The sequence below is a fragment of the Corynebacterium nuruki S6-4 genome, assembly GCF_007970465.1.
Classification (GTDB): domain Bacteria; phylum Actinomycetota; class Actinomycetes; order Mycobacteriales; family Mycobacteriaceae; genus Corynebacterium; species Corynebacterium nuruki.
The window spans coordinates 728,761-749,398 of sequence record NZ_CP042429.1; the positions used below are offsets into that span (position 1 = coordinate 728,761).

Annotated in this window: 20 protein-coding genes, 1 tRNA gene and 1 pseudogene; 8 read left to right on the top strand and 14 right to left on the bottom strand. The window is 69.5% G+C overall.

The window, feature by feature from the left end; translation table 11 throughout:
- Nucleotides 1–100: 100 nt before the first annotated feature.
- From ftsR to secA2, 3 genes are all read right to left on the bottom strand, one after another.
- Nucleotides 101–844 carry a transcriptional regulator FtsR gene (gene ftsR / locus FSW06_RS03305; RefSeq protein ID WP_010118386.1) on the bottom strand — a complete coding sequence of 248 codons (744 nt, stop codon included), beginning with the start codon at nucleotides 842–844 and terminating at the stop codon, nucleotides 101–103.
- 37 nt (nucleotides 845–881) lie between these two features.
- On the bottom strand, nucleotides 882–1,316 hold the full coding sequence (gene odhI, locus FSW06_RS03310) for an oxoglutarate dehydrogenase inhibitor Odhl (RefSeq protein WP_010118385.1): 435 nt from the start codon (nucleotides 1,314–1,316) through the stop codon (nucleotides 882–884).
- Between the two features lie 138 nt (nucleotides 1,317–1,454).
- A complete protein-coding gene (secA2, locus tag FSW06_RS03315) occupies nucleotides 1,455–3,788 on the bottom strand; it encodes an accessory Sec system translocase SecA2 (protein WP_010118383.1) in 2,334 nt (777 codons plus the stop codon).
- An 88-nt stretch (nucleotides 3,789–3,876) separates the two neighbouring features.
- On the opposite strand from secA2, the gene FSW06_RS03320 reads away from it, so the two are divergent.
- From FSW06_RS03320 to FSW06_RS03330, 3 genes are all read left to right on the top strand, one after another.
- Nucleotides 3,877–4,713 carry an alpha/beta hydrolase family protein gene (locus tag FSW06_RS03320; RefSeq protein ID WP_238525893.1) on the top strand — a complete coding sequence of 279 codons (837 nt, stop codon included), beginning with the start codon at nucleotides 3,877–3,879 and terminating at the stop codon, nucleotides 4,711–4,713.
- Between the two features lie 6 nt (nucleotides 4,714–4,719).
- Nucleotides 4,720–5,220, top strand: coding sequence for a ribonuclease E activity regulator RraA (gene rraA / locus FSW06_RS03325; RefSeq protein ID WP_010118381.1), 501 nt, complete (start codon nucleotides 4,720–4,722; stop codon nucleotides 5,218–5,220).
- Nucleotides 5,221–5,288: 68 nt separating this feature from the next.
- Nucleotides 5,289–5,365: transfer RNA gene (locus FSW06_RS03330), tRNA-Pro, on the top strand.
- A gap of 79 nt (nucleotides 5,366–5,444) precedes the next feature.
- On the opposite strand, the pseudogene bioD reads toward FSW06_RS03330, so the two are convergent.
- Nucleotides 5,445–6,116, bottom strand: a pseudogene (gene bioD / locus FSW06_RS03335) (dethiobiotin synthase); the annotation flags it as partial.
- Nucleotides 6,113–7,435 (bottom strand): adenosylmethionine--8-amino-7-oxononanoate transaminase, encoded by a 1,323-nt coding sequence (locus tag FSW06_RS03340; RefSeq protein ID WP_010118379.1) that lies wholly within the window; start codon nucleotides 7,433–7,435, stop codon nucleotides 6,113–6,115. The pseudogene bioD and the gene FSW06_RS03340, both read right to left, overlap by 4 nt.
- A gap of 57 nt (nucleotides 7,436–7,492) precedes the next feature.
- Here FSW06_RS03340 and FSW06_RS03345 point away from each other — a divergent pair, with 57 nt between their 5' ends.
- Nucleotides 7,493–8,983, top strand: a complete 1,491-nt coding sequence (locus tag FSW06_RS03345; protein ID WP_238525892.1) for a peptide MFS transporter — start codon at nucleotides 7,493–7,495, stop codon at nucleotides 8,981–8,983.
- Nucleotides 8,984–8,989: 6 nt separating this feature from the next.
- On the opposite strand, the gene FSW06_RS03350 is transcribed toward FSW06_RS03345, so the two are convergent.
- On the bottom strand, nucleotides 8,990–10,438 hold the full coding sequence (locus FSW06_RS03350) for an amino acid permease (RefSeq protein WP_010118377.1): 1,449 nt from the start codon (nucleotides 10,436–10,438) through the stop codon (nucleotides 8,990–8,992).
- Nucleotides 10,439–10,462: 24 nt separating this feature from the next.
- Between FSW06_RS03350 and mmuM the strand changes: the two genes are divergently transcribed.
- From mmuM to FSW06_RS03365, 3 genes are all read left to right on the top strand, one after another.
- Entirely contained in the window at nucleotides 10,463–11,464 is a 1,002-nt protein-coding gene (gene mmuM, locus FSW06_RS03355; RefSeq protein ID WP_040429729.1) for a homocysteine S-methyltransferase, read from the top strand.
- A gap of 259 nt (nucleotides 11,465–11,723) precedes the next feature.
- Entirely contained in the window at nucleotides 11,724–11,960 is a 237-nt protein-coding gene (locus FSW06_RS03360) for a hypothetical protein (RefSeq protein ID WP_010118374.1), read from the top strand.
- A gap of 13 nt (nucleotides 11,961–11,973) precedes the next feature.
- A complete protein-coding gene (locus FSW06_RS03365; RefSeq protein WP_010118372.1) occupies nucleotides 11,974–12,216 on the top strand; it encodes a hypothetical protein in 243 nt (80 codons plus the stop codon).
- Nucleotides 12,217–12,282: 66 nt separating this feature from the next.
- Here FSW06_RS03365 and FSW06_RS14430 read toward each other — a convergent pair whose 3' ends face one another.
- From FSW06_RS14430 to FSW06_RS03400, 8 genes are all read right to left on the bottom strand, one after another.
- Nucleotides 12,283–12,420, bottom strand: a complete 138-nt coding sequence (locus tag FSW06_RS14430; protein ID WP_010118370.1) for a hypothetical protein — start codon at nucleotides 12,418–12,420, stop codon at nucleotides 12,283–12,285.
- 713 nt (nucleotides 12,421–13,133) lie between these two features.
- Nucleotides 13,134–13,796: a Fic/DOC family protein gene (locus tag FSW06_RS03370; protein WP_238525891.1), complete on the bottom strand. Its 663-nt coding sequence runs from the start codon at nucleotides 13,794–13,796 to the stop codon at nucleotides 13,134–13,136.
- A 9-nt stretch (nucleotides 13,797–13,805) separates the two neighbouring features.
- Complete coding sequence (locus FSW06_RS03375) at nucleotides 13,806–14,027, bottom strand: hypothetical protein (protein WP_139024353.1); 222 nt, start codon at nucleotides 14,025–14,027, stop codon at nucleotides 13,806–13,808.
- A gap of 91 nt (nucleotides 14,028–14,118) precedes the next feature.
- Complete coding sequence (locus FSW06_RS03380) at nucleotides 14,119–15,507, bottom strand: MFS transporter (protein WP_139024352.1); 1,389 nt, start codon at nucleotides 15,505–15,507, stop codon at nucleotides 14,119–14,121.
- Nucleotides 15,508–15,535: 28 nt separating this feature from the next.
- Nucleotides 15,536–16,108 (bottom strand): DUF4395 domain-containing protein, encoded by a 573-nt coding sequence (locus FSW06_RS03385; RefSeq protein WP_010118362.1) that lies wholly within the window; start codon nucleotides 16,106–16,108, stop codon nucleotides 15,536–15,538.
- Between the two features lie 183 nt (nucleotides 16,109–16,291).
- Complete coding sequence (gene der / locus FSW06_RS03390) at nucleotides 16,292–17,926, bottom strand: ribosome biogenesis GTPase Der (protein WP_010118360.1); 1,635 nt, start codon at nucleotides 17,924–17,926, stop codon at nucleotides 16,292–16,294.
- Nucleotides 17,923–18,684 carry a (d)CMP kinase gene (gene cmk, locus FSW06_RS03395; RefSeq protein ID WP_010118358.1) on the bottom strand — a complete coding sequence of 254 codons (762 nt, stop codon included), beginning with the start codon at nucleotides 18,682–18,684 and terminating at the stop codon, nucleotides 17,923–17,925. Before cmk ends, der begins: the two co-directional genes overlap by 4 nt.
- A 5-nt stretch (nucleotides 18,685–18,689) precedes the next feature.
- Entirely contained in the window at nucleotides 18,690–19,595 is a 906-nt protein-coding gene (locus tag FSW06_RS03400) for a pseudouridine synthase (RefSeq protein ID WP_010118356.1), read from the bottom strand.
- A gap of 115 nt (nucleotides 19,596–19,710) precedes the next feature.
- Here FSW06_RS03400 and FSW06_RS03405 point away from each other — a divergent pair, with 115 nt between their 5' ends.
- A complete protein-coding gene (locus FSW06_RS03405) occupies nucleotides 19,711–20,631 on the top strand; it encodes an alpha/beta hydrolase (RefSeq protein WP_010118354.1) in 921 nt (306 codons plus the stop codon).
- Nucleotides 20,632–20,638: the final 7 nt, after the last annotated feature.

Genomic DNA, 20,638 nt, shown 5'->3' on the forward strand with positions numbered 1-20,638 from the left:
CACGTTCAACTTCAGACTGAGGTCAGCGTACCAGCACAGCAGAAGGACACGCGTGTAACAACACGCGTGTCACAGAGGAAAACAGGGAATGTGCGGCAGGTCAGTGCGGCAGATTCGCCTTCACCATCGAGGCGTTGAGCGAGACGACGAGGGCACTGATCTCGCGGGCACGTTCCGCTGCCCGCTCCTTCGCGTTCTCGTCCCGGCTGTGCGCCACCGGCTCGGTGACCCGGGAGACCAGGTCGACCTGCCGGCGGGCCATCGTGACCAGCGTCTTCAGGTTGCGTTTGTCGATGCCGTAGTCGACGAGACTGTCGGCCAGCCGGACGATGTCGATGTCGTCGGCGGAGAAGAACCCCGCGGCGTCCGGCGTGACCATCTCCATACGCACCAGTGCGGCGATCAGTGAATCCTCCGCGCCGGAGCGGGCCGCCACGTCATCCCGGGTCAGCCGCCGCACCTCGGCGGCACGGAACTGGTCCGGGCTCACCGCACCCGCGACGGTCTTCCGGGCGGTCACCGGGGTGACCTTGCCGGAATCCATCGCGTCGAGCTGTTCCTTGATGACCTTCAGCGGAAGGTAACTGTCCCGCTGCCGCGTGAGGATGTAGCGCAGCCGGGAAATGTCCTCCGGCGAGAACCGCCGGTACCCGGACTTGCTGCGCTTCGGGGTGATGAGCCCCTCGTTCTCCCAGAACCGGATCTTCGAGACCGTGACATCCGGGAAATCGACCTGGAGCTGTTTGAGCACGTCGCCGATCGACGAGGTGGGAAGAATCCCACCCGGTACGACGGGTGCGGCGTGCCGCTCCGGCTGTCCGGCGGCTGCAGGTTGTGCGCTCACGGGTCTCCTCTGATCGCGGGTGGGTCGGGGTGTCTGGCTACTGGTCCTTGGCGCCGTTGAGGAAGACCAGCCGGAACTTGCCGATCTGGATCTCGTCACCGTTGCTCAGCACCGCAGAGTTCTTCGGCTCCCGGTTGACGTAGGTGCCGTTGAGGCTTCCCACGTCGACGACCTCGTAGTCGTTGCCGCTGCGGCGGAACTCCGCGTGGCGGCGGGAGACCGTGACATCGTCGAGGAAGATGTCGCTGTCAGGGTGCCGGCCGGCCGTGGTGGTGTCCTGGTCGAGGAGGAAACGCGAGCCCGCGTTGGGGCCGCGCTTCACCACGAGGAGGGCCGATCCGCTGGGCAGCCCCTCCACACCGGCAGGAGTGGATTCGGACTGCGCACCGGTCTCCATCTCCTTGAGCAGGTCTGCACGGAAAACCGAGGTGGTCTCGACCGAGGCTTCCGGGATCCCGGTGTTGTCGCTCATATTCAGTTCCTTCCTGGAATCTGTCGCTCGTGTCCACATGCCCCCGCCGCGGTTGCGGCAGGACCGAAGCACATCAGGCGGTCCGCCTGTGATTCGTTGCCATCATACTACCCGCCCCTGTCGACGGGGGCGGCGCCTTCACCGGAACATGGCGGCGATCGACCCCATCATCGACCCGCTGCCCGAGGACAACGGGTTGTCGTTGACCATGTAGGTCCAGGTTGCACTCGGCTTGTGCAGCCCCAGTCCACCCAGATCGACACCCCCGGCAGTGATCTCGGCCTCACTGAAGGTCTCCCGCGCCTTCGCGACCGCCCGGCCGGCGAGCTCGCCGAACGCCGCGATCGACATCCGGTGGAACTCGTCGATCGGGCTCTCGTTCGCGATGGCCCGCAGGTGGATGGACTCGCGGATGTCGTCGAGGTACGCCAGGTGGTCGCTCCACTCGTGGTCGAGGTGGTACAGCATGATCTCCCGGGCGGCCTGCACCAGGACCGCGTGGTCGATGCCCGCCGCCGTGAGTTCCCCGGCCTTCTCCACGTCGTGGAGGCTCAGGTCGTCCCAGGCCGTCTCGGTGTCCAGGACCGCGTCCCGCCGGGCGTTGATGATCTGCCGCTGGTCGTTGATGAGCTTGTTGTACTTCCACGTCGTGGCGTGGATATCCAGCATCTGCCCCTCGGTCACCCGCTGGCAGTGGTCGACGAACTGCAGGACCTTCTTCTGCTCCAGCCGGCCGTCCGCGTCCGGCTGGGCGGTGAGCTCGTCACCGGCCCCGCCGACGGCGACCATGTCGTCCTCCAGGCTGACGAAGAAGACCGTGGAGCCCGGGTCGCCCTGGCGTCCCGCCCGGCCGCGCAGCTGGTTGTCGAGGCGCTGCGAACGGAACCGCCCCACCCCCACCACGTGCAGCCCGCCGAGTTCGACGACCCGGGCGTGCTCGGCGTCCTCGGCGTCACTGCTGCCGCCGAGCCGGATGTCGGTGCCGCGGCCGGCCATCTGGGTCGACACGGTGACCCGGCCGGGACGCCCCGCCTCGGCGATCGTCGCCGCCTCCACCTCATGGTTCTTGGCGTTGAGGACGTTGCAGTCCACCCCGCGCAGCACAAGGGCGTCCGCGATGCGCTCGGAGGCGGCGATGTCCTGGGTGCCGACGAGCACCGGCTGCCCGGTGCCCTGCACCTCGACGATGTGGTCGATGACCGCGGCGTCCCGGTCCTCGTCCGTGGCGAAGACGTGGTCGACCTCGTCGAACCGCTTCGTCGGGACATTCGGCTCGATGACGCTCACCGACAGGTCGTAGAACTGCCGCAGCTGGTCCGAGGCCGCCACCGCGGTACCCGTCATCCCGCACTTCTGGGGGTACAGGCCGATGAGCGCCTGGACGGTGATCTGGTCGAGGATCCGGCCACCGTCGGTGACCTTCAGCCCCTCCTTCGCCTCGACGGCGGCCTGCAGACCGTCCGGCCACCGCTGCAGTTCGGCGACCCGGCCCCGGGCGTTGTCGATGAGCGCGACCTTGCCGTCCCGGACGATGTAGTGGACGTCGCAGGTGAGCAGGTGCTGGGCATGCAGGGCGACGTTGACCTGGGACAGCAGCGGCCCCGGCGCGGCGTCACCGCTGTCGCCGGCCTCGCCGTACAGCGAGTCGATGCCGAGTTCCTTCTCGATGAACGCGGCCCCCTCGTCGGTGAGGAAGACACTGCGGTGGTCCCCGGAGACGGTGAAGTGACGGTTCTCCTCCATCCGGCGCACCAGATCGGTGATCTGTCCGGCCGGCGCCGGGCCCGGCTCGGAGCCGGCGAGCACGAGCGGGACCAGGGCCTCGTCGACCATCACCGAGTCCGCCTCGTCGATGACCGCGACATCCGCCGGCGTCCGCACCGCGTCCGCCCGCCGGGTGATCAGCTGGTCACGCAGCACGTCGAACCCGGCCTCGTTGACCGCGGTGAAGATCACGTCGCGGGCGTAGACGTCCCGGCGCTCGTCCGCCCCCGCCTCCTCACGGATCGCCCCGTGGGTCAGCCCGAAGAAGTCGAGCAGCGGACCCATCCACGCCTCGTCGCGTCCCGCCAGGAACGAGTTGACCGTGATGACGTGGACCTTCTTGCCCTGCAGCCCGTAGCCCACCGCGGTGAGACCACCGACAAGGGTCTTGCCCTCACCGGTGGCCATCTCCACGACATCGCCGACGAGCATGCGCAGGGCACCCTGCAGCTGCACGTCGAACGGACGCAGCCCCACCGTGCGGGACGCCGCCTCCCGCAGTGCGGCGAGCAGCAGCGGCGCATCGACGATCGCGCGGTCCTCCCCGGTGCCGATACAGGACCGGGCGATGTCGACGACCTCCGCATCCGGGGCGTCGGCCAGCCGGTCGGCCGCCTTCGTCGACTCCGACACGATCGTCTTCGACTTCTTCTGGTTCGCCGTCGCCGACGACCCCATGGCCTTCCAGAACCAGCCGAAACCGGCCATTGTTCGCCTCCGTGGATGGACTGCAGGTGTTCGTCAGACAGGGTAGACGATGACGGTCCGTCCGGTACGCGCAGTATCCTCGGCGGACGTGGCAGTCCGCAGCGTGAGCACCATCGACATCCAGATCCCCACCCGCACCGGCGGGACCCTCGCCGGCAGTCTCGACCTGCCGGGCGACGTCGCCCATCTGCCGCCCGAGGAATTCCGGGCCGCCCGGGTGCCCGTCGCCGTGCTGGTCCACTGCTTCACCTGCACCCGCAAGGCACCGGCCACCTTCCGCATTGCCAAGGCCCTGGCCCGCGCCGGGTTCGCCGCACTGCGCTTCGACCTGACCGGGCTGGGCGACTCGACCGGGGACTTCGCTGACACCACCTTCAGCAGCGACCTCGACGACCTGCGGGACGCCGCGGCGTGGGCCACGCAGCAGCTCAGTGCCCCGCAACTGCTCGTCGGCCACTCCCTCGGCGGTGCCGCCGTCCTCGCCGCCGCCGGCGACCTCCCCTCACTGCGCGCCGTCGCGACGGTCGGGGCCCCCTACCGGCCCGCCGACGCCGCCGCGACCCTCGGGGACGCCCTGCCCGGACTGCTCGCCGCGCCGGACGACACCCCGCAGACCGTGGCCCTGTCGGGCCGGGACCTGGCCTTCCGCCGCAGTTTCCTCACCGACCTCGCCGCACAGTCCGATCCGGCGGTGCTGGCGGAGCGGATCGGCGGGCTGCGGGTGCCGCTGCTCGTCCTGCACTCCCCCGTCGACCAGACCGTGCCAGTGGCCGAGGCCGCCCGGCTGTTCGCCGCCGCCCCGTGGCCGAAGTCGTTCATCAGCCTGCCGGAGGCCGACCACCTGCTGACCTGGCGGGGTTCGGCGCAGCATGCCGGGGAGACGATCGCCTGGTGGGCGCGGCAGTACATCACGGCACTAGACTGACCGGACATGACCGACATCACCTTCATCCCCACCGCGGACCTCGTGGACATCATCGGCGCGGACGTCCGCAGCTGCGACACCCAGTTCCGTGACCTCGGCGGCCGCACCGACTTCTGCGGCCCGATCACCACGGTCCGCTGTTTCCAGGACAACGGCCTGGTCAAGAAGATCCTGCAGGAGGACAACCCCGGCGGCGTGCTCGTCGTCGACGGGGATGCCTCGGTCCACACCGCCCTGATGGGCGACATGATCGCCGAGTTCGGGGTGCAGCACGGCTGGGCCGGCGTGATCATCAACGGCGCCATCCGCGATTCCGCCGCCGTGGGCGGCATGGAGTTCGGCGCCAAGGCGCTGGGCACCAACCCCCGCAAGTCCGCCAAGGACGGTGCGGGCGAGCGGGATGCCGTCGTGCACTTCGGCGGGGTGGACTTCGTGCCCGGCCACATCGCCTACGCGGACGCCGACGGCGTGGTCGTCACCGAGGCCCCGGTACAGCCCGCTGAGTAGGTCCGACCTGCGGATTGGCGCCCACGAATCCCCGTGTTGTAAGCTGTGCGTCGTTCAGCAATGGACGGCGGACTGTGGCGCAGTTTGGCAGCGCACTACACTGGGGGTGTAGGGGTCGCAGGTTCAAATCCTGTCAGTCCGACCAGCACCGACCCGCCCGGGTCTCCTCCACCGAGGAGATCCGGGCGGGTTTTCGCATGCCCGGCGGGATGGCAGCAGGTGAACGGCAGAGCCAGCGCCGTCCGGGCCAGCGCCGCGAACTCCGCCGGGACCAGCTGTCCGGCGCCGGCGGGCACACAGCCGAGCAGCGGCACACCGGTGACCACCGGCAGTTCGGCCACATTCAGCCCGGTCGCCAGGTCCGGGTCCGGCGGCAGACTGCCACCGACCAGGCCGAGCACCCGGAGTCCGTGGTCCAGTGCGCAGCGCACCGTCAGCTCCGCGGCGTTGAGCGAACCCAGGCCCAGCGTGGTGACCACGACGACCGGGGCGTCCAGTTCCACGGCGAGGTCGGCGAGGGTCCAGTTCTCCCCCAGCCGGACGAGGATCCCGCCCGCCCCCTCGACGAGCAGGATCCGGTCCGGGTCGGCGGCGTCGAGGGTCCGCAACCGGCGCGCGATATCGGGCAGCTGTGCCGCCGGCATGCCCGCCCGGCGTGCGGCGAGGTCCGGGGCCAGCGGCTCGGGATAGCGGTGGAACTCGTGGAGGTCGGTGATCCCGGTGAGCCGGTGCACGGTGGCCAGATCGCCACGGTCGGACGGTCCGCCGGGTTCCCCGGTCTGGACGGGTTTGACCACACCCACCCGGTGGCCGTCCTGTACCAGGTGCACGGCGAGTGCGGCGGTGGCGACGGTCTTGCCGACATCGGTGCCGGTCCCGGTGACGCAGACGATCATGCGTGCACCTCCGCCCTGTCCGCGGCATCGACGGCCGCCCGCACTCCGGCGCAGATCGTGGCGACCTCCCCGGTGGTGCTGATGAACGGCGGCATGACGTAGATGAGGCGTCCGAACGGCCGCAGCCACACCCCGGTCGCCACGGCGGCGTCGGTGGCCGCGGTCATGGCGGCATCGTCGAGGGGCCGGTGCAGGTCGACGACGCCGACCGCCCCGAGGACCCGGACGTCGGCGACGGCGTCCCTGCCGGCCAGCGGGGTGAGCCCCCGCTCCAGTTCCGTGGCGATCCGGGGAACGGTCTCCCGCCAGTAGCCGGCGGCGACGAGGTCGAGGGATGCCGCGGCGACCGCACACGCCAGCGGGTTGGCCATGAAGGTGGGGCCGTGCATCAGTGCCCCGCCGCCGGCCGGTGAACTGACCGCGTCGGCGACGGCCCGGGTGGTGAGGGTGGCGGCCAGGGTCATCATCCCGCCGGTCAGTGCCTTGCCGACGCAGAGGATGTCGGGGGTCACCCCGGCGGCGGCGGTGGTGAGCAGGTCGCCGGTGCGTCCGAAGCCGGTGGCGATCTCGTCGGCGATGAGCAGGACGCCGTGGGCGTCGCAGATCCGCCGGACGCCGGCGACGAGTGCATGGTCGTGGAAGCGCATCCCACCGGCCCCCTGGACCACCGGTTCGATGATGACCGCGGCGACCGTCCCGTCAATGAGACTGTCGAAGACCTGCAGGTAGTCGGCGATCTCCCGGTCACTGCTGCCGCGGACCGGTGGGGCGGGCGCGAAGAGCTGGTCGGCGAGGGTGCCGGTCCACAGGGCGTGCATCCCGCCGTCGGGGTCGCAGACCGACATCGCCCCGAAGGTGTCGCCGTGGTAGCCGGAGCGCCAGGTCAGCAGGCGGGTGCGCTCCGGGTGGCCGGCTGCGCGCTGTGCCTGCAGGGCGGCCTTGACCGCCACCTCGACGGCGACAGAGCCGGAGTCCGAGTAGAACACCGCGTCGGGCGCGCCGGGGCCGAAAGCGTCGGCGGTGAGGGCGAGGAGACGCCGGGTGAGCTCCACGGCGGGGGTGTGGGTCAGGCCGCCGAACATGACGTGAGGCAGGATGTCGAGCTGCCGGTGGGCGGCGGCGACGAGATCGGGGTGCCGGTGCCCGTGGGCGGCGGCCCACCAGGAGCTCATGGCGTCGATGAGGACCCGGCCGTCGTCGAGGGTCAGGTACACCCCGTCCGCGGCGGCGACGGGGAGGTTGGGGCGGGGTCCGGGCAGCGGTGAGTAGGGGTGCCAGATGTGGCGGGTGTCCGTGGTGGAGTCAGATGTGGGCTGCATGGCCACTATCGTCACCCAAACTTGAACAGTGTTCAAATCGATGGTTGAGTTTCCCGGGTGACGTCAATTGAACACCGTACAGTCCAGGTCGGACGCACTCCCGACACAACCGCCACCGCCGTGACCGCCGTCGCCGGCATCGAGATGTGGGAACGCTTCAGCTTCTACGGCATGCAGGCGATCCTCGTCTACTTCCTCTACCACTCCACCGAACTCGGCGGACTCGGCATGGATCACACCACCGCCACCGCCGTCATCGGCGCCTACGGCGCGGCGGTGTACCTGTGCACCATCGCCGGCGGCTGGATCAGTGACCGATTCCTCGGCGCTGAACGCACCCTCCTCGGTGGCGCGATCCTGCTCGTCGCCGGGCACCTCACCATGGGACTCGTCGGCGGCGTCCCCGGCACCGTGACCGGACTCGCCCTCATCGCCGTCGGCTCCGGGTCACTGAAAGCATCCGCCGTCACCGTGCTCGGCCACTGCTTCAGCGGACAGGGCGGCACCCGGCGGGCGGACACCGGCTTCCTCGTCTTCTACCTCGGCATCAACATCGGAGCTTTCTTCGGCCCTATGCTCACCGGCTGGCTGCAGCAGCACCACGGCTTCCGCGCCGGTTTCTCCGCCGCCGCCGTCCTCATGGTCCTCGGCCTGGTCATGTACCTCACACTGCGACGGAGGTACCTCGCCACCCTGCCCGACACCGCCCGCCGGGCCGTCCTGCACCCCGGTCAGCCCGCCGACCGACGCAGCGTCCTCATCGTGGTCCCGACGGTGACCGCAACAGTCATCGTCGTCACGGTCCTCGCCGTCACCGGGGTGACCGGGGTGGAGGCTCTGACGGACGGGATGCTCATCGCCGTGGTGCTCGTCGCCGTGGTGACCTTCGTCAGCATACTCACCGCACCGGGTGTCACGGCCGCGGAACGGCGCAACATCCGCGCCTTCATCCCCCTGTTCATCGGGTCCTCGGTGTTCTGGGCGATGCTCAACCAGAATTTCGGGGTCCTCGCGGTGTACTCCGATCTGCGACTGGACCGCACCCTGCTCGGCTGGGAGATGCCCGCGGCCTGGACGCAGTCACTCAACCCGGTGTTCCTGCTCATCGCCATTCCGGTCACCGGATGGGTCTGGTCGCACCGGCGTGCGGCCCGGCCCGGCGCGTCCCCGGCACACCGGATGTCGGTCGGCGTGGCGATGGCGGGGGCCGGCATGCTGGTCTTCGTCCCCTTCGCCGACGGCGGCGAGGCCTCGACCCCGCTGCCCGTCCTTGTCACCGCGATCCTGCTCATCACCCTCGGGGAGATCAATGTCGGACCGGTCGGCATGGCGGCCGCCGGAGATCTGGCACCTGCCCGGTTCGCCACCCGCTTCTCGGCACTGTACTTCCTGTCCATGGCGGTCGGGACCGCGGCAGCCGGAGTGGTGTCCGGGTTCTACTCCCCCGGCGATCCGGGTGCGGAGCGACTGTACTTCTGCGGCTGTGCTGCGGTGGCGGTGGCCACGGCGGTAGCGTTGCGCCGCTGCGCGCGAAAGGTCGGCCCCTAGAAATCTTCACTTACTGAGGTACGTCCTGCAGGGCTGCACGTACCCCAGAAGGTGAAGATTTCCCGGGTCAGGCCTGCCGGGACGCCACCGGTAGTACACCAGGCACAGCACGGTGAACGGGACGCCGATGGTGAGCGCCTCCCGCTGGTCGGCGTCGAACCCGACCCCGATGAGGGACGCCACCAGCGCGATGATCGAGAGCCAGGCCAGCACCCGGGAGGCCGGGGCCCGGTAATGCAGCCCGGCGACCCGGCCCCCGGCGGCGGCGAACCGGCGACGGAACATCAGCTGCGAGGCTGCGATCGCGATCCACACCGCCACCACCGCGAAACCGGCGATCGACACGAGGATCATGTAAAGGCTGCCCGGCGCGATCTCACTCGACAGCAGCGAGGCCACCCCGCCGATCATCGACACGCACAGTGCGAGCATCGGGATGCCGCGCTTCGTGGTGCGCAGGAAGGCCTTCGGCGCCTGCCCCTCCGCCGCCATCGAGTGCAGCATGCGGGTGCAGGAGAACAGCCCCGAGTTCCCCGCCGACAGCAGCGCGGCGATGATGACGAAGTTCATCACGTCGCCCATCCCGGGGATCCCGGCGATGTCGAAGACGGTGACGAAGGGGGATTCGTCCAGGCCGGCGTCCTCGTAGGGCACGAGGGCGGCGATGACGAAGATGGCGCCGACGAAGAACACCGTCAGCCGCAGCACGGCGGTGCGGATCGCCTTCGGGATCACCGTCGCCGGATCCTTCGTCTCCCCGGCGGCCACCCCGATCAGTTCGGTGCCGGAGAAGGCGTAGAACACGCCGAGGGTGACCACGAGCATGCTGCCGAGGCCCTCGGGGAACAGTCCGTGGTCGGTGTCGAAATTGGTGAGCCAGACGGCGGGGCCGTCGGCGACCGGGTTGATGCCGACGATGGTCGCCGCCCCCACGACGATGAGGGCGAGGACGGCGACGACCTTGATCAGCGAGAGCCAGAACTCGGTCTCGCCGAAGACGCGGGCGGAGACGGCGTTGAGGACGAACAGGAAGACCCCGAAGACCACGCACCACACCCACACGTCGACCCCGGGGAACCAGCGCTGCATGAGGATCCCGGACGCCGTGAACTCACTGCCCAGTGCCACCGCCCAGCACAGCCAGTACAGCCAGGCGGTGGCGAAACCCCAGGCGGGGCCGAGGTTGCGGGAGGCGTAGATGTGGAAGCCGCCGGAGACCGGCCAGACCACGGCGAGTTCGCCGAGGCAGCACATCACCATCCAGGCGACGAGGGCACCGAGGACGTAGGCCAGCACCGCGCCGAGCGGGCCGGCCTCCCCGATGGTGTACCCGGAGGAGACGAACAGGCCGGAGCCGATGACGCCGCCGAGGGCGATCATCACCAGGTGGCGCTGCTCCATGGTGCGTTGCAGGCCGGTGTGTACTGTGCCGGCTGCCCCGGCGGTCTCTGTCATGGGGATAAGCCTATACTCGTGATGATGACTGATAAGCACTCCCCTTCCCTGTTCGACACCCTCGCCGAGCGCCCGGTGATCCTCGACGGCGGCCTGGGCACCCGCCTGGAGGACCGCGGCAACGACATCACCGGCGCCCTGTGGTCCGCCCAGATCCTGAAGGACAACCCGGATGAGGTCCGGGCCGCCCACGCCGACTTCTTCGCCGCCGGTGCCGAGGTCGCCACGGCCTGCTCCTACGAGGTGACCGTCGACGGGCTGGTGGCCACCGGCATGTCGCGGTCGGACGCGGTGTCCGAATCGGAACTGCTGCTGCGCCGGGCGGTGTCGGTGGCGCGGGAGGCGGCGTCCGCTGCTGCCGAGGCGGCCGGTGCGCCGCGCTGGGTCGCCGCCTCGGTCGGTCCCTACGGTGCGGGCCCGGGTGAGGGCACCGAGTACGACGGTGCCTACGGGCTGACTGTCGACGAGCTGGCGGACTGGCACCGCGACCGGATCGGGATTCTCGCCGACTCGGGGGCGGACGTGCTCCTTGCGGAGACCGTGCCCTCGGTCCGGGAGATCGAGGCACTGGCCCGCGAGTTCACCGCCGCCGGGGTGGACGCCCTGCTCAGTGTGACGGTGCTCCCCCGCACCCCGGGGACGCTGGCCGACGGGGTGACCCTGAGCGACGGTACCGAGCTCTCGGAGGTCGCCCGGATCGTCGCGGAGACCCCGGCATTCCGCACGGTCGGCGTGAACTGCGTCAGCGCGGACGCCGCCCTCGCCGGTGTCCGGGCACTGGGTGAGGGGCTGGCTGAGGCGGGGCGTCCCCTGCCACTGTCGGTGTACCCGAACAGCGGTGAGCTGTGGGACCACGTGAACCGCTGCTGGCTGCCGCGCACGGCGGAGTCTGCGGGTGGGGCGACCACCAGTCTGCTGGACGCGGTCCCGGACTTCCTCGACGCCGGCGTGCGCCTCATCGGCGGCTGCTGCCGGGTGACCCCACGGGAGATCACCGCGATCGCGCAGGCGGTGCGCGGGCGGTAGGTGACGAAGCGGGATATGCCGCCGCATTCCTGTCCATCTTGATGTTGTCCACAGGGGCTGAGTTGTCCACAGGTACCGGGGGTTTTGAGATTTCGCCGTCGTGTGGACGACGTAGCACCGCGTACCGTCAACGGAACCGCTGCCTTCAGACGGCAGTACGACACGGGGAGACCTCCACATGCTTCTGCCGCCTGACCCCTGCCCGATCAACGTCAATATATCCTTGACGCTCCCGCCAACGTCAAGATAGAGTTTACGTATGAGGGTCGCTGACAGTGCTCTCAAACATGACGTCTCAGAGGAATCGATCCGCCACGCCTGGGAGAACGCTATCCGGCTCATCGAGTACGAATACCACGGCGAAGACCGGCTACTGATCATCGGTCCAGACCCGGGCGGCATCCTCCTGGAACTCGTCGCGGTGCCCGCCGGAGACCCCACGAGGATCATCCATGCCGACCGACTTCGCGCCAAGTTCCACGACTATCTCCGATAAGGACGGCTTACCCATGACCACCAGCCACATCAACGAGGCGACCGGCCTCGATGCCATCGACCCGGCTACCATGCCCGCCAGAGATGCCAGCCACTTCCGCCGCATCATCGCCGCGCGTAAGAATCTCGATGCCGCAAAGGACGAGCTGCAGGCAGCTGTGGACGCGGCCCGGGACGCAGGTGATTCCTGGACTGTCATCGGTGCCGCCCTGGATGTCAGCAAACAGGCCGCGTACCAGCGCTTCGGCAAGCGCTGACCATCTTCGAGCGCCGCGCTGTTCGCCGGGACCGTGCTTAATTGTGGTGATGGCGCCCAACCCGACTTACGTCGAGGGTCGTCTCCACGGGGACGCCTCAGCCGTCAGCTCGGAGTTCCGGAACCCCTGCTCCGCCTCCTGCGCGAGCTCCGCAATGACCGCATCGGTCAGCACAGCGCCGTCGGCGGCAACATAGTCACTCATCGCGCTTTCCTCATTTCTGTCGCGAATCGGACTCGACCCTGTTCTTCATCCAGCCGTGCTTGTACGCGTGCGGGTGGATGGTGATCTGCGCATCTGCCAGCATAGTTTCCCCTCCATGCGAATCGCACTACGTTTTCGCATTGCACTCCCTCCCCGGGTGAGCCGTCAGCCTAGCCAGCGCGGCGCCGGGTAGGCTGACCCTTTACCCCAGATCCCCAGGACACTGTGGGCAACTTACGCAGGTCCGTCTCACCGCTCTGTTGAGCACCGAACTCGAGCACTGATCCGTCGGACAGGGGCTGTTCGCGGAATCCGTGCTCGACTTCACGGACGCGTCCCCGATCAGCAGCGGTGGTGAACATCAGATTCCCCTTCTTCACCGCCGACAGGTTCGCGAAGGCCGGGGTATTCTCCGGTGACTGTCCAGGGTGATGTCCCCGTACTTTGTGCTCATGGTGAGCGGGCAGCCGGCAGTCTCCGCACCCTGTCGCAGTGGAGCGAGAACCTCGGCATTCCGCAGGGCAGACTGTTCGAACACTTCCGGAAAGAAACCGGCCAGTCCTTCACCCTGTGGAACTCCGACCTGCGGATGAATGCGTCGCGTCTCCGGCTTCACCTGGGCATTCACCGCCCGCCACGGGATGACGCCCACCGAGTTCCGGAAGCAGTACTCACGGCCGATCATCTACGACGAGGTCACCGGGTAGCGCCAGCTACCGATGTTTTGACGCCATCATCTGGTGGAAGATCTCTGCGGCCGAGCGGTTGTCACGCACTCCCTCGGTCACTGACAGTGCACCTGAGGCCGCCTGATCCGCCGGCACCACCGCAGGACGCAGCTCCCGGGCGAGGAACGAGTAGTCCACCGTGGCTGCCCCGACGTAGCGGGCGGCGTGCACCCGGTCGGCGTTGATCACTGTCCAGTCCACGGCCCAGCCTGCACTCCGGAGCATCTGGTCGAAGAAGTAGCGCTGGGTCCGGGAGTTCCCGTCCTGGAACGGGTGCACCATCGTCAGCTCCGACCAATGCTCGGCCACAGCAGCTACTGCAGCATCTACATCCGTGGGTGAGGGCGGACGCCGCCCGATGTCGCGGAACACCCGGTCGAGTTCCCGGTCGACGTACTGTGCCCGGCACATCGCCATCCCCATTGCACCGACCTCGGTGGTACGTATTCGCCCGGCCCACGGGTAGACGTCCTGCATAAGGTAGGCGTGCACTCGACACAGGTCATCACGGGTGAAACTGGTCAGTGGTGCCGAGTTTTCGAGTTCGAAGAGCCTCCTGGCTGCAAGTTCTCCTCCGATGTCCTCCAGCTCAACGGCATCGGTGATCCCGAACCAGTTGTCGGGTACCCCCGCGTTTTCCTCCCCCATGTCCATCCCCTATGCGCTCGCGGCGATCCGCCGGCGTAGCTCACGAGCTCGGGGGGTGTCCCCGTAACCTCGCTTCTCCAGCAGCTCCAGAGCAGACTGGTCGGCAGAGATCTCTCCCCGGAGAATCCGCCGGCCTTCCTGCTCAGTCTCCTTGCTCAACGGCTGCCCCGCCATCGTCATCGACGCGGCGACGGCGGCGACCTTCTGGTCCTCGGTGCGGTAGTCGTCCATGTGCTGGCCTCCCTGGTCCGGGTCCATCGTACCTGTGGCGGTAGTCCAGTTTCCAGGATCGGCGGCTGCTGCCGCGTCACCCGGTACGACGTCACTGCGACCGCACAGGCGGTGCGCCGAGCAGGTCGTCCCGGTTGATCTCCGCCAACGGCCGGTGCGCCCGGTCCCGGAACAGCACCAGTGCCGGCACACCGGTGACGATGATCACCGCCACCGCGTACCAGGCCGGGGCGTAGACCGAGCCGGTGACGGTGATCAGCCAGGTCGCCACGAACGGCGACAGTCCGCCGAAGAGGACCGTGGCGATGTTGTAGCCGACCGCCATCCCCGAGAACCGGCCGACCGCGGTGAACTGCTCGGGGACGGCGGACGCCGCGACCGCGCTCCAGCCCGCCGCGGGGACCGCGAGAAAGGCCCCGCCCACCAGCGCCGCCGACCCGGAACCGCCGGCGAGCAGCAGGTACGCCGGCAGTGTCGTCACCAGGATGACCACTGCCAGGACCACGAACACCGGGCGACGCCCGACGACATCGGAAGCCAGGCCGAACAACGGGGTGACGATAATGGCGACCACCGCGGCCACCGTACCCAGCCACAGTGACGTGGTGCCCGGCATATCCGCGGTCGTCTCGAGATATGTCGGCACGTTGGTGATGTTGAGGAAGTAGGCGGCCGACCCCGCCGCGGAGACCAGGAAGGCGACGACCACAGCCCGCGGGTGCGACCGCAGCACGGTGAGCAACGGGGACCGGCCGGGGTCGGCCGGGTTATCCCGGACCTCCTCGAACGTCGTCGTCTCATCCATGAGCCGGCGCAGCGGGACCATCAGCGCGGCCAGCGCCGCCCCGGCCAGGAACAGCACCCGCCATCCCCAGGCGTCCAGGTCCGCCGGGGTCAGCAGCCGGGACATCAGGTAGCCGCCGCCGACCGCCAGCAGGGAACCGATCTCGGAATTCGCGGCCGCCCAGCTGGCCGCCAGGCCGCGCCGGCCGTCCCGGGCGGTCTCGGCGAGGTACACCATGATGCCGGTGTATTCGGCGCCGACGGCGAACCCGGCCAGGCAGCGCAGCACCAGCACACCCACTCCACCCCAGACGCCGACCGTGTCCGACCCCGGCATGACCGCGATCCCCGCCAGTGCCGCGGCCATCAGGGAGGCGGAGACGATCAGCGACGCCCTGCGTCCGATCCGGTCGCCGAGATGGCCGAAGACCATCGCCCCGACCGGCCGGAAGACGAACCCGGCCGCCCCGAGGGCGAGGGTCAGCAGCAGGGATCCCTCGTCGCCGCCGAAGAAGGTGGTCGCCAGGCTGGACGAGACGTAGAAGAAGACGGAGAAGTCGTACCACTCCACGACCGTGCCGAACGCCGCGACCGCCATGGAGCGGCGCCGACGCGTACCGGGGGACGCAGCGTCGGTGGGCGCTGCAGGGGTTACGACCGCTGTGGGCGCTGTGGGCCCGGGAGGCTCAGGGGACATGACGACGAGACTACGTGCGGCCGCCGGCTCACCGCACTGCGCAGTCCGAGGCGATGTCCGGGCTGATCACTCCCCTGTTCTGCAGCCAGCCGAACATCCGGCAGCCCAGGCAGAACCCGGCGAAGCCTTCCAGGGAGGCCGCCACCACCAGCAGGAGCAGCACCACATCCGCCGCCACCGGCCACCCGACCAGCCGGAGCACCAGCGCCACCCCGGAGAACACCACCCCGATGCCCTGGGCGAACCGCTTGGGCGGGCCGGCGGTCATCACGGGCTCCCCGAACGCTACCCGCGCCAGCCACCGCACCGACAGCTGGCCGAACGGGTCGAACCGGGGCCCGGCCAGCACCCGCAGGACGAAACCGAGGAACAGCAGCAGGTTCAGGACCACCGCGGCGGCGTCCCACCCCACCAGTGACTCGACGATGGTCGCCACCGAGAGGGCGACGACCAGCATGGCGGTGGTGCGTGCCGCCCGGTCGTTGACCACCGGCGGGAACCACCACAGGGTCGCCGGCCCGCGTGGCGGGCGGGCGTCCGCCTCACCGGCCGAGCGCGGCGGGATCACGGGCTGCTGCGGCACCTGGAATGAACTGCTCATGGTCCGCGGAGCCTACTCCCCCGCCCTCACCCCGACCAGGGTTCGGCTCACGGCCGACCGCACCCTGGTTTTTCACACCTCGCCGCGGTCCCGCATCGTGAGACGCGCAGGTCAGCGCCCTGCGTCAACGGGCCCGACCCCGGTCGCCGGTGTGAAAAACCGGGGAGAAGGCGGACCCCGGCCCTACTTCTTCTTCCGCCGGTCCCGCTTCTCGCGCACGCGCACGGCGATACGCACCGGCGAGCCCTCGAAACCGAAGGACTCGCGCAGCCGGCGCTCCAGGAACCGGCGGTAGCCGTGCTCCAGGAAGCCGGTGGTGAACAGCACGATCACCGGCGGCTCGGCAGAGGCCTGGGTGGCGAACAGCACCCGCGGCAGGCGTCCGCCACGCATCGGCGGCGGGGTCTGCGCGATCACCGCACGCAGCCAGGTGTTGAGCTGACCGGTGGGGATGCGCTGGTCCCAGCTCTCCAGGGCCTCGATCATCGCCGGCTCCAGGCGCTGCAGGGCGCGGCCGGTCTTCGCCGAGATGTTGATCCGGCGGGCCCACGGCACGTGCGACAGCTGCAGGTCGATCTCGCGCTCCAGGTCGTCGCGCCGGTCCTCGTCGACGAGATCCCACTTGTTGTAGGCGACGACGAGGGCGCGGCCGGCGTCGAGGATCATGCGCAGCACCCGCTGGTCCTGCTCGGCGATCGGCTCGGAGGCGTCCACCAGGAAGATGACGACCTCGGCGGCGTCGATGGCCGCGCGGGTCCGCAGCGAGGCATAGTACTCGTGGCCCCGGGCGGTCTTGGTCTTCCGCCGGATACCGGCGGTGTCCACGAATCGCCAGTTCTGTTCCTCCAGCTCGACGATGGAGTCCACCGGGTCGACGGTCGTGCCGGCGACATTGTCGACGACCGAGCGTTCCTCGTGGGACAGCTTGTTGAGCAGCGAGGACTTGCCCACGTTCGGACGCCCCACCAGGGCCACCCGTCGCGGACCGGACACGACGGAGATCGCGCGCGGTTCGGCCGGGAAGGAGGCGAGCACCTTGTCGAGCACGTCGGCGGCGCCACGGCCGTGCTGCGCGGAGACCGGGAACGGGTCACCGAGACCCAGCCCCCAGAACTCCGCCATGTCGGCGTACTGGGAATCCGAGTCGAACTTGTTCGCCACCAGGACGACCGGCACGGTGGAGCGCTGCAGTCGGCGGGCGATGATCTCGTCGGAGGAGGTGATGCCGACCTTGGTGTCGACGACGAAGACGATGACGTCGGCGGTGGCCATGGCGGTCTCCGCCTGGCGGGCGATGGCGGCGTGGATGCCCTTGGCGTCCGGGTCCCAGCCGCCGGTGTCCTGCACCCAGAAGCGGCGTCCGTTCCAGTCACCGAGGTAGGAGATCCGGTCACGGGTCACACCCGGGAAGTCCTCGACGACGGCCTCGCGGCGGCCGATGAAGCGGTTGACCAGGGTGGACTTGCCGACGTTGGGGCGTCCGACGATGGCGACGGTGCACAGTGCCTCGCGCTCGGCCTCGTCGTCGCCGAGGACGCCGAAGGCCGCCTCGACGGCGTCCCAGTCCGTGTCCTCGTCGGTGCCGGTCAGCAGGTCGAAGTCGGCCTCGTCCGGGCCGGCACCGGTGACGATGAACTCGGGGCCGTCGCCGTCGTCACTGTCGCTGTTGTCGCCGTCGTCGAGGTCGTCTTCGTCGACGAAGTCGTCCTCGTCGTATTCGCCGAAGAACTCGTCCTCGTCGGAGAAGTCGCCGACGATCTCGCCGTCGGTGGTGCGGAAGACGAGGTCCTCGTCCCGCTCGTTGGTCTCGTCGCTCACTTGGCAGTCTCCCTGGAATCGGCGCTGAAGTCGGCGGGGTGCTGTGCCGAGGCGGTGGCCAGTCGGCCGAGTTCCGCGAGCACCTCGTCAATGGTCATGTCCCCCGTGTCCAGCAGGGTGGCGTCCTCGGCGGGACGCAGCGGCGACACCGTACGCGAGGAGTCCGCCGCGTCGCGGCGCTCCACGTCGGCGAGCACCGCGTCGAAGTCGGCCGCCCGTCCGGCGGCGATGTCCTGGTCATAGCGGCGGCGTGCCCGGATCTCGGCGGCCGCGGTCATGAAGACCTTGCAGGCGGCGTCCGGCAGCACGGCGGTGCCGATGTCCCGGCCCTCGACCACGCAGCGACCCGCGCCGAGGGCGAGGGAGCGCTGCAGGGCGACGAGGTTGGCGCGCACCGCCGGCACCGCGGAGACCGCGGAGACGTGGGCGGTGACCTCGGGGCCGCGGATCTCCCCGGAGACGTCCTCCCCGGCCAGCAGGGTGGAGGTGGAGGCGGGGTCCTCGTTGACCTCGATGGGCAGGTCGGCGGTGGCGGCGGCGACCGCGGCGGCGTCCGACGGGTCGATGCCGGCGCGCAGGACGTGGAGGGTCGCGACGCGGTACATCGCGCCGGTGTCGAGGTACTTCGCCCCGGCGGCGCGGGCCAGCGCCCGGCTGACGGTCGATTTCCCGGTCCCGGAGGGGCCGTCGATGGCGACGATGAAGCCGCCGCCGACGACGTTGTCGACTGCGGTGAGATTCTGGTCGGTCACGGTCATGCTCCTCACATCTCCACCGCGTTGTACAGGCTGGTCAGTTCCGCGCGGTTGAGGGCGCGCAGGGTGCCGGGCTTCTGGTCGCCGAGCTGCACGGTGTGCACCTTGGTGCGCACCAGCGCCTGCACCGGGTAGCCGGCCTCCTTGAGCATGCGGCGCACGATGTGCTTGCGGCCCTCGTGCAGCACGATCTTCACCAGGGACTTTCCCTGCCAGACGTCGATGATCTGCATGTCGTCGGCCTTGGCGATGCCGTCGTCGAGTTCGATGCCCTCGGTGAGCTGCCGGACCAGCGCGCGGTCCGCCTCTCCCAGCACGGTGGCCAGGTAGGTCTTCGTGATGCCGTAGCGCGGGTGCATCAGCCGGTTGGCGAGCTCTCCGTCGTTGGTGAGCAGCAGCAGGCCCTCGGTCTGGGCGTCGAGGCGGCCGACGTGGAACAGCCGCTGTCCGGCGGCGACACGGTCGCCGACGAGGTCGGACAGGCAGGGCCGGCCCATGTCGTCGTGCATGGTGGAGTGGACGCCGCGCGGCTTGTTCAGTGCGAAGGTGACGGTCTCCTCGTCGGCGATGACGCGGGTGCCGTCGACGCGGATGACGTCGTTCTCCGGGTCGACGCGCAGGCCCTGCGTCGTGACGATCCGGCCGTTGACCTCGACGCGACCCTCCTCGATGAGCTTTTCGCTCATCCGGCGGGACGCGACGCCGGCGGCGGCCAGCACCTTCTGCAGGCGGGTCTTCTCGGTGTCCTTCTTCGGCCGGCCCTGGCCGGCCGCGGCCCCGGCCGGACCCCCCTGCTTCTTCGGCGGTTTGCGGTCGGTGACGTGCTGGTGGCGGGCGGGTCGGGCGTTGGATACGTAGATGTCGGCGACGGTTTTCTTGTCCGGTGTGCCGTCTCGGCGAGCGGTATTGTTCACGCCTGACCACACTACCCGCCGCAGGTGCACGAGTCGATCCGGTCACCGGTGGCCGACTTTTCCGGACTGACCGTTCCAGCACGGCCGGTCACACCGACCGGTACGCTGCTGAATCATGATTCGAGATGACGTCACCTTCCCCTCCGGCGAGACCTTCTGCTCCGGCTGGCTCTACCGCCCCGACACCCCTGACACAGGCGGCACCGACACCGACAGCGGTAACCTGCCCGTCATCGTCATGGCCCACGGGCTCGGCGGCGTCAAGGAGATGCGGCTCGACGCCTTCGCCGAACGGTTCGCCGCCGCCGGCTACATCTGCCTCGTCTTCGACTACCGGTACTTCGGCACGAGCGGCGGGACGCCCCGGCAGTGGCTCAGTATCCGGCGCCAGCGCGAGGACTGGCGGGCCGCCGTCGCCGCCGCCCGCACCCTCGACGGCGCCGACCCCGACCGGGTCATCGTCTGGGGCACGTCCTTCGGCGGCGGGCACGTGGCCGTGACCGCCGCCGAGGATCCCCGGATCGTGGCCGCCGTCGCCCAGTGCCCGTTCACCTCCGGGCTGGCGTCCTCCCTCGCCATCCCCACTCTCACCGCCGCGAAGATCGGCGTCCGCGCGGTCCGTGACCTCATCGCCGCGTTCCGCCACCGGGAACCCGTCACCGTGGCGGCCTACGGTCCTCCCGGCTCGACGGCCCTGATGACCGCGCCCGACGTCGTCGCCGGCTGCGAGGCCATCATCCCCGACGACTATGACCTGGACAACGCCATCACCGCGCGGTTCGGCCTCGACATCGTCCGGGACTTCCCGGGACGCCGCTTCCGCGACGTGCAGTGCCCGGTCCACATCACGATCTGCACCGGGGACACGGTCGCGCCGGCCGGCCCCTCCACCCGCTACGCCCGGCAGGCCCCGCACGGTGAGGTCGCGTTCGCCGACGCCAACCACTTCGGGATCTACGTCGGCGAGGCCTTCGAGGAGAACGTGGCCCGGCAGATCGACTTCCTCACCCGGACGGTACCGGCCGTCCCTGCCTGACCGGTGT